Source organism: Streptomyces sichuanensis (assembly GCF_020328095.1).
GTDB classification, from domain to species: Bacteria; Actinomycetota; Actinomycetes; order Streptomycetales; family Streptomycetaceae; genus Streptomyces; species Streptomyces cinnamoneus.
On sequence record NZ_JAIXMK010000278.1, the window covers coordinates 1 to 581 of the forward strand.

General features: G+C 73.5%; 1 protein-coding gene. It reads right to left on the bottom strand.

What is annotated here, in order from left to right; genetic code table 11:
- A partial coding sequence (locus tag LE181_RS31945; protein ID WP_372458562.1) for a GMC family oxidoreductase N-terminal domain-containing protein occupies positions 1–516 on the bottom strand: 516 nt, incomplete at its 3' end.
- Positions 517–581: the final 65 nt, after the last annotated feature.

A 581-nucleotide genomic window follows, 5' to 3' on the forward strand; every position in this document is an offset into this window, starting at 1 on the left:
GCCCGTCACCCGGCGGCCCGCACGATCGGTCTCCACCCGGGTGACCATCGCGTCGGCCCGGATCTCCGCGCCGTGCGCGATCGCGTCGGGCACGTGCGTGATCAGCGGCGACGCCTTGGCGTTCACCTTGCAGCCCTGGAGGCAGAAGCCGCGGTAGATGCAGTGCGGCCGGTCGCCGAAGCGGCCGTTGGCGATGGCGACCGGGCCCACGCGCGCCTCGATGCCGAGCGCCGCGCAGCCGGCGAGCATCACCTCGCCGTTGCCGCTCACCGGGTGCGGCGGATGGGGGTGCGGATGCGGGTCGCCCCACGGCCAGAACTGGCCGGCCACCGGCAGCTCGCGCTCCAGCCGTTCGTAGAACGGCCGCAGCTGCCCGTACTCCAGGGGCCAGTCCACGCCCACGCCGTCGAGGGTGTACGTGCGGAAGTCGGAGGGGTGCAGGCGCGGCGCGAAGCCCGCGAAGTGCACCATGGAACCCCCCACGCCACGGCCTGAGTTGTTCGACCCCAGCGGCACCGGGTGGGTGCCCCCGACGACCCGGGGCTCGTTCCAGTACAGGTGGTGCGAACCCCATTCGTCGC